Genomic DNA, 8,160 nt, shown 5'->3' on the forward strand with positions numbered 1-8,160 from the left:
CCTCAGTGGATCAATTCATCCGGAGCGTCTTCCAGCTTTACCTTGCGGTGGGTAAGCCGCCAGCTGAGCAGGTTGAGGTTGATTAAATGCTTTTCCCGCAGGGAGAGGTAAACAAGCAGGACTCCCAGAACGATGAACACGATATTGGTGAGCCACATTGAGAGGAAGGGGCTCATGAGAGCACGGTCTGCCAGCTCTTCACCGCCGGTGAGTGCCACATAATAGATAAGGAAGATCACGCTGGACACAGAAAAGGCCATGCCGATGCCGCTGGTGCGGGTCATCAGACCCAGCGGGATGCCCATCAGCACAAAAATGACGATGGCAAAGGAGATGGCGAATTTCTTGTGATACTCCACCTGCAGCGAGCGCAGGTTTTCGGTTATCTGCCTTTTTTGGTCCTCTGCCTGGGTCTTCATGATGCCCAAACGCCGCTGTTCCACGCTGCTGGCATAGTCTTTGGGCTTGTTTTCCAGCGCTTGCAAACGCTTGTCCAAGTTTCCCAGTTCCCTGTCTTTGTCCGCAAGTTCGGTTTCCTTGGCTCGGATGGCTGCCATCAATTGGGGATAGGTCATCTCCCTGTCGCTGCGGTAGGCGCTGTCCGTGAAATCCAGATTGGTGGCCAAATCTCTGATGTACACGGAAAAGTTCTCGAAACGCCGCAGCTGGTATTTGCCCTGCTCCTGTTCGTTGCGTTCGTGCATTTCGCCGCTGTGGAGGATGATCTGAAGGCTGTTGCCATTGTCAAGCTGCACCACTTCACCGGTTTCAGCAGTGATAATCCGGGGCAGCTTGGTCTGGCTGCGGTCATAGATAAGCACTTCGCGCAACTCGTTGTTCAGGTTTTCCCTCACATAGATGGTGTAATTCGTAAGGGTTGTGAATTCGTTGGGTTTGATGATGGTCATGGGCCGGTAATAGGCGATTTTCACGGTGAGGTTTTTCAGCTTATGGTTGGCGTTGGGCAGAAAATAGTGGTTGAACCAGGCCATCACCCCGGTCAGCAAGAGGGTTGTCACTATCAGAGGTCCCAACATGCGGTAGAGATTAATGCCGCTGGATTTCATGGCGATGGTTTCGCGGTCCACTGTCATGCGCCCAAAAGCCAGGATGGTGGCCACTAATACTGCCATGGGGATGGAAAGGGCGATCATGTAGGGCAGGGAAAGACCGAAAAGCTGCAGCACTGTATTGGCATCCAGCTTTTTCTCGATGATCAGGTCCAGCAGGTCGATCACGCGGTCGATCAGCAGCACAAAAGTAACCACCAGCAGTGATAAGAAAAAAGGCGCGATGTGTTCCCGCAGAATGTAGCGCGAGAGGATCTTCATCAGCCGATCAACTCCAGCAACTCGATTTCACTGATTATCTTCACAGAAGGCAGCTTCTGCGCTTTGGCCAGTTTGGAGCCCGGTTTGGCGCCGACCACCAGATAGTTAAGGCTGGTGCTAACGCCGCTCACGATACGGCCTCCGTGTCTGCGGATGAGTTCCTCCATAGTCTTGCGGTCGTAGTTATCCAGGCTGCCCGTGAGCAAAAAGGTCTTGCCGGCCAGGGTTTCCGATTCGCGCCGCAGCTCGTAACTGAAACGCAGGCCCTGAGCGCGCAGCTTCTCCACCAATTTCAGATTGAGGGGGTTACCAAACCAGGCTTTCAGGGACAGGGCGATCTTGCTTCCCACCTCTGGAACCCGGGCCAGGGTTTCTTCCCCGGCAATCAGCAGTTCATCCACCGTGCCAAAATACTCGGCGAGATGGCGTGCCGTGACGGAACCCACATAACGGATTCCGAGGGCAAAGAGCACCCGGTCGAAATTCCTGGCTTTGCTGGCTTCGATGGAGTTCCTGAGGTTTTCGGCTGATTTCTCGCCAAAGCGGTCAAGCTGTGCCAAGGCTTCATAATCAAGCCGGTAGATGTCAGCGAGGCCGGCGATCATGTTTTGCTCCAGTAATCTGGCGATCAGGCTGGTGCCCAGGCCGCTGATGTCCATTGCATCGCGGGAGGCGAAGTGCTCAATGCGGCGCTGCAATTGGGCGGGGCAGGAGGCGTTAGGGCAATAGCTGATGGCGCCTTCCTCATCCCGTTCAAGCTGGCTGGAGCAGACGGGGCAGTTGGCTGGGAATCCCACCGGAACGGCGTTTGGTTCGCGTTTGGCTGGGATGGCGGTGAGGATCTTGGGTATAATTTCGCCTGATTTGATAATGCGCACGGTGTCGTTCAGATGCAGGTCCAGCCGCTTTATTTCATCCTCGTTGTGCAGGGTGGCACGTGAGACGGTACTGCCGGAGATGTAGACCGGCTCCAGGATGGCCACCGGGGTCACCGCTCCGGTGCGTCCCACCTGATATTGCACCTCCAGCAAGTGGGTTTCCTTTTCCTCCGGCTTGAATTTGAAGGCCACTGCCCATTTGGGACTTTTGGCGGTAAAGCCCAATCGCTTTTGCAGAGCAAGATCATCCACTTTCACCACCACTCCGTCGATCTCGTAAGGCAGGCCGTAGCGTTCATTTTCCCAGTGGTCGCAGAATTCCCTAACCTCGTTGTAACTGGCGCAAACCCTGAACTGGCCAGACGTGGGGAATCCCTGCTCCGCCAGCCAGGCAAGAAGTTTGGACTGCCTTTGCAGAGGCAAATCCGGGCTGTTGCTAACGCTGTAAAAGATGGCGTTCAGGTGGCGCTTCTTCGCCTCTTCAGGGTTTTTCAGCTTGATGGAGCCGGCAGCGGCGTTGCGCGGATTGGCAAAAGCCTTTTCTTCATTGGCTTGTCGCTCTTCGTTGAGTTTCAGAAAATCTGCCACGGGAATGTATATCTCACCGAGAATTTCGATGGGTGAGAGGTGTGAAATACTCTTCGGGATGGAGGATAGGGTTAAGATGTTTGGAGTTACCACCTCGCCGGTGATGCCGTCGCCGCGCGTTGTGGCATGGCCAAGTTCGCCGTTTTCAAAATATAGGTTGATGGAAAAGCCGTCGATTTTAAGCTCAGCGGTAAGGGTGGGGAAGAAACCAAGTTCGGAAGCGAGTTTGGTGCACCACTGTTCCAGTTCCTCCGTGGAATAGCTGTTGTCAAGGCTGTACATCCTCTGCAAGTGGGGGATCGTCTCCGCTCCCGGCCTCAGGTCGCTGCCCACCTTGTCCAGGGGCGATTTACCGCGCTCATCAGCCTCCAAAAGGGCTTCCATTTCTTTAAGCTGACGCGCCAGCTGGTCATATTCATAATCGCTTATGGAGGGATTGGCCAGCTCGTAATAGAGCAGGTTGTGGCGTTCTATCTCAGCCCGCAGCCTTTGAATTTCCCGTTTCAGCTCATCATTCATAAATCATAAAAGGCCGGACGTCGGTCTGAAAAAGCGTGGTTCAAGGGTGACACCTGTTTGTCAAAAGCGAGTTCGGGATCGATTTCACAGGTCCGCACCCCGGTTTCTTCCATGCTCATCCGGGTTAGGATCTCTCCCTTGGTGCCCAGGATCTGGCTCTGGCCGGTGAAATGGAGGCTCACCCCGCCGTTGCTTTCATCTCCGGTGCGATTGGAAGTGATGGAAAACACCCGGTTTTCCAAGCTTCTGGTGGTCATTGCCTGCTGGCACCAGGGCAGAACTAGGTTTGTGGGGTGGCAGATAATCTGAGCGCCTTTCAGGGCCAGGGTTCGCGCCGATTCGGGGAAGGTCCAGTCGAAGCAAACCATCATCCCCACCTGCACTCCATCCTTGGCTGGGAAAACGTGCAATCCGGTGTCGCCGGGGGTGAAAAAGAGCTTCTCGCGGTCAAAGAGATGTGTTTTCCTGTAAATATGGTAACTTCCGTCGGGATTTATCAGGGCAGCAGAGTTGTAGAATATATTCCCGCTCCGTTCGGCAAAGCCGTAAACGATGCTGAACCGGTTTTCCGAAGCCAGAGCGCTGAAAGTTCCGAAAGCCGCTCCGGAGGGCACTTCCTCGCCAACGGAGGCCACTTCCTCCAGAGAGGTGAAAACATAACCGGTGGCGCAAAGCTCAGGCAGCACTACAAGGTCTGTTTCCAGCCCGCTCAACATCTGTTTCAACTGCTTCAGATTGCCGCTCAGGTCAAGCAGACGGGGCTCATATTGCAGCACGGAAACCCTATAATTCATTCCTGCCCCCTTGTCCGAAAAGCTTCCAGACCTTGTTTTCTTCCAGCCATCAGAGCCATTCTACGCAAAACAGGCAAACTCATTTTGTCGCTCCCTAATTTCTACTTTTAACCAAAAAAGCTACTTCCGCCAATTCGGTCAAGTTCTTTTCAGATTCCGGCTATCCAGATAATTTCCTTGACGGAGGAGGGCGGTTCAAAAGACACGTTAACTTCCAAGAAATTCCTGATATTGAGGTATTTAATGTATTACGACGTGATGATAATCGGTGGCGGCCCCGCCGGGCTGAGCGCAGCTATCTACGCTGCCCGTGGCGGCCTGAAAACCGGTCTGTTCGAAAAAGGGATAATCGGCGGCCAGATCAACGTGACCGACGAAGTGGAGAACTATCCCGGTTTTCCGGAACCGATTTCAGGCTTTGAACTCACCGATAAAATGCGCCAGCAGGCCGAACGCTTTCAAGCCCATATAATTGACGAAGAGGTTACCGCCATTGGTCTGGAGGGGCTTTGCAAGATAGTAGAAACCCAAGAGAATAAATACCGCGCCAAGGCTTTGATCGTTTGCACCGGCGCCCATCCCAGACTGCTCAACGTGCCGGGGGAAGAGCGTTTCACCGGCCGCGGCGTATCCTACTGTGCTACCTGCGACGGCGCGCTCTATCGGAACAAAGTGGTGGCAGTGGTCGGCGGAGGAGATTCCGCCATCGAAGAGGGGCTTTTCCTAACCCGCTTTGCCTCCAAAGTGATCGTGATCCACCGCCGCGATGAACTCCGTGCCCAGAAGATCCTTCAGGAGCGCGCTTTCAAGAACCCCAAGATAGAATTCATCTGGGATTCTGTTGTTAGGGAAATCCATGGCAACGGAAAAATCGAGAAGCTGGAAGTGGTGAACGTCAAGACCCAACAGGCTTCCTTCGTCCCGGTTGATGGAGTTTTCATCTATGTGGGCATCCTGCCTAACAACGAACTGCTGGAATCCATGCTGGAACAGGACAGCGGAGGCTTTTTGCTCACTGACGACCACATGCACACCAACGTTCCCGGCATTTATGCAGCGGGGGATATCCGCAGTACCGTTCTGCGCCAGGTGGTCACCGCCACCAGCGACGGCGCTGTGGCAGCCTGGAGCGCGGAAAAGTGGATCATTGAAAACTTCGATCACGTCGAAGGACTGGGAGAAGCTCCAAGTGCTGACAAATAAAGAGATCCGCCAGACCTTCATCGACTTTTTCCTCGAGCGCGGACACATCTTTGTGCCCTCCTCGCCGGTGGTGCCGGAAGACGATCCCACCCTGCTTTTTGCCAACGCAGGCATGAATCAGTTCAAAAATGTCTTCCTCGGCTTGAAGGAAGCGGAAACGAAGCGTGCCGTGAACAGCCAGAAGTGCATCCGCGCCGGAGGCAAGCACAACGACCTTGAGGAAGTGGGCAGGGACGGCTATCACCACACCTTTTTTGAAATGCTGGGCAACTGGTCTTTCGGCGACTATTACAAAAAAGAGGCCATCCTCTGGGCTTGGGAACTGCTTACCGAAGTCTGGAAGCTGCCCAAGGACAAGCTTTACGCCACCGTGCACGACTCTGACCAGGAGGCCTTCGAGATATGGAAATCTATCACCGATATCGATCCAGCCCACATTTCCTACCAGGGCGACAAGGACAATTTCTGGGAAATGGGGGATACCGGCCCCTGCGGACCCTGCAGCGAAATCCACATTAACCGCGGTCCGGACCACTGTTCCCGTCAGGGCGAGGAAGGCCACATTTGTGAAATCTGTGGTGACTGTGGCCGCTACATAGAGCTCTGGAACCTCGTTTTCATCCAGTACAACCGCGAGGCGGACCGCTCACTCACCCCGCTCAAAGACAGGTTTGTGGATACCGGAGCTGGTTTCGAGCGCCTTGTGCAGGTGCTGCAGGGAAAGGACAGCAATTACGAGACCGACCTCTTCCTACCAATCATAGAGCGCGTGGCAGAGCTCAGCGGAGTGCCCTACACACCTGAAACCGGCACATCACATCGCGTGATCGCAGACCATGTTCGCTGCCTCTGCTTCGCCCTTGCCGACGGCGGTTTCCCCTCCAACGAGGGCCGGGGCTACGTTCTGCGCCGAATCCTCAGAAGGGCAGCCCGGCATGGGCGCCTGCTGGGTTTTGCCGAAGCCTTCATGTTCCATCTGGTGGATACCGTAATTTCCATCATGGGCCACCATTTTCCCGAGCTGGCGGGCAAGGAAGCCTATATCCGCATGGTGATCAAGGCCGAGGAAGAACGTTTCACCGCAGCCCTGGACAAGGGTTTGGAGCATCTCGACCAGATTTGCGTCAAACTCGAAGGTGACCTCATCTCCGGCAAAGACGCCTTCATGCTTTACGACACTTACGGCTTTCCGCTTGACCTCACCCTGATCTTGGCTTCCGAAAAGAATCTCAGGGTTGACACCGACGGCTTCGAGGAAGAGATGGAAGCCCAGCGCGCCCGGGCCCGCAAGAGTTCCAAATTTGCCTTCGAGGCCAGTTCCGAGGACTGGATCGAACTGGAAGCTTCATCTCCGACAGTGTTTTTGGGATATGAGAAGAACAACGCCACCGCGCAAATCCAACGTTACAGAATAAGCGAAGACGGCCTGCTTCATTTGCAGTTGGACCGCAGCCCCTTTTACGCGGAATCCGGAGGACAGTTGGCTGACACAGGGCGCATCTTCAATTCCGGCTTTGAGATGCAGGTCAGCCAGGTGAGGAAGAATGACGATCACTTCATCCATAGTGGCACCCTCATCAGCGGGGCTATAAATAGCAATCCCGTCACAGCGGAGATCGATCTGCCCCGGCGCCAGGACATCATGCGCAACCACACAGCCACCCATTTGCTCCACAAGGCCTTGCGCACCGTTTTGGGCGAACACGTGCAGCAGAAAGGCTCGCTGGTTGGTCCTGACTATCTGCGTTTCGATTTCACCCACATGCAGGCCCTGACCCCAGTCGAGATCAATTCCATCGAAAGCATCGTCAATGCTGCTATCCGAGACAACCTCCCGGTTTCTGTGGAACTTAAAAACATCGCTGAAGCCCGCTCGGAAGGCGCCATCGCCCTGTTCGGTGAAAAATACTCTGAGCAGGTTCGCGTGGTGAGCGTATCGGACTATTCCAAAGAGCTTTGCGGCGGCACCCACGTTTCCGCCAGCGGTGAGATCGGGTTCTTCAAGATCGTTTCCGAAAGCTCCTCCGCCGCGGGGATAAGGCGCATCGAAGCCCTCACAGGACGCGCCGCCGAGCAGTTTGTTCTGGACCTTCAGCGCAAACTGGCCCAGTTGGCAGATAAGCTCCACGTTCCCGAAAAGATGCTGGATTCCAAGATCGAAGCTCTGCAAAACCGGGTGCAGGAACTGGAACAGCTGTTAAAACAGCTGGACGCCCAAAAAGCTGATGCCGAGGCTGCTGAACTCATACGCGGGATTAAAGACCTTGGTGATTTCAAGCTGCTCAGCCAGAAAATCGATGCCGACGCCGCCAAGCTCCGCGAACTGGGCGATTCTCTAAAAGACCGTGCCCCCGACGCTATCTCACTGCTCTTCGCGACCGCGCGGGAAAAGGTGACGATCCTCTGCGTTGTGGGGGAGAAGCTGCGACCCAAATTCCATGCCGGAAACATCGTCAAGGCAGTTTCCGCCAAGCTGGAAGGCAAGGGCGGCGGCCGGCCCGATTCCGCCATGGGCGGCGGCAATCGGCCTGACCTGCTCGATGAAATGATTAAGGATCTGCCGCAGATCATCGGCTCCCTTTCCCAATAGGAATCCCTCCTTTCCCAATCTGGTTGGTGATCCGCGAGGAATAACCACAAGCTGAATTTTGCGCGGTGCCTCTGCCGTGTTTCTGAGGCTCTCTGTCGATTCGGGTGAGTAACACTCTGGGGCGGAATACAATAGCAAAGACCGTTGCACGCAAAAGTGGACATAAAGTAGGTGTAATAACTTCTTGACAAAATAACTATGCAATTCATTTTGGTTCCATATAACACAGGAGCCAAACATGGAAAAAGAGACCATCA

General features: G+C 54.6%; 5 protein-coding genes. 2 read left to right on the forward strand and 3 right to left on the reverse strand.

Annotated features, from left to right (window positions below; all coding sequences use genetic code 11):
• Positions 1-2: 2 nt before the first annotated feature.
• Genes GX466_04935 through GX466_04945 form a run of 3 tightly spaced genes read right to left on the reverse strand, consistent with a single transcriptional unit; the run spans position 3 to position 4,110 of the window.
• A complete protein-coding gene (locus tag GX466_04935; protein ID NLH93548.1) occupies positions 3-1,331 on the reverse strand; it encodes a YjgP/YjgQ family permease in 1,329 nt (442 codons plus the stop codon).
• The gene (ligA, locus tag GX466_04940; GenBank protein NLH93549.1) at positions 1,331-3,316 is read right to left on the reverse strand and encodes an NAD-dependent DNA ligase LigA; all 1,986 of its coding nucleotides are present in this window, start codon (positions 3,314-3,316) and stop codon (positions 1,331-1,333) included. Before ligA ends, GX466_04935 begins: the two co-directional genes overlap by 1 nt.
• On the reverse strand, positions 3,313-4,110 hold the full coding sequence (locus GX466_04945; GenBank protein NLH93550.1) for a beta-ureidopropionase: 798 nt from the start codon (positions 4,108-4,110) through the stop codon (positions 3,313-3,315). Before GX466_04945 ends, ligA begins: the two co-directional genes overlap by 4 nt.
• Before the next feature lie 243 nt (positions 4,111-4,353).
• On the opposite strand from GX466_04945, the gene trxB reads away from it, so the two are divergent.
• Both trxB and alaS read left to right on the forward strand, forming a co-directional pair.
• Entirely contained in the window at positions 4,354-5,313 is a 960-nt protein-coding gene (trxB, locus tag GX466_04950) for a thioredoxin-disulfide reductase (GenBank protein ID NLH93551.1), read from the forward strand.
• Complete coding sequence (alaS, locus tag GX466_04955) at positions 5,300-7,903, forward strand: alanine--tRNA ligase (GenBank protein NLH93552.1); 2,604 nt, start codon at positions 5,300-5,302, stop codon at positions 7,901-7,903. The genes trxB and alaS overlap by 14 nt, the downstream gene beginning before the upstream one ends.
• Positions 7,904-8,160: the final 257 nt, after the last annotated feature.

The sequence above is a fragment of the Candidatus Cloacimonadota bacterium genome (genome assembly GCA_012516855.1).
Lineage (GTDB): Bacteria > Cloacimonadota > Cloacimonadia > Cloacimonadales > Cloacimonadaceae > Syntrophosphaera.

Coding starts and splice junctions, on each gene's coding strand:
- GX466_04935 (NLH93548.1), bottom strand. CDS start 1,331: ATGAAGATCCTCTCGCGCTACATTCTGCGGGAACACATCGCGCCTTTT.
- ligA (NLH93549.1), bottom strand. CDS start 3,316: ATGAATGATGAGCTGAAACGGGAAATTCAAAGGCTGCGGGCTGAGATA.
- GX466_04945 (NLH93550.1), bottom strand. CDS start 4,110: ATGAATTATAGGGTTTCCGTGCTGCAATATGAGCCCCGTCTGCTTGAC.
- trxB (NLH93551.1), top strand. CDS start 4,354: ATGTATTACGACGTGATGATAATCGGTGGCGGCCCCGCCGGGCTGAGC.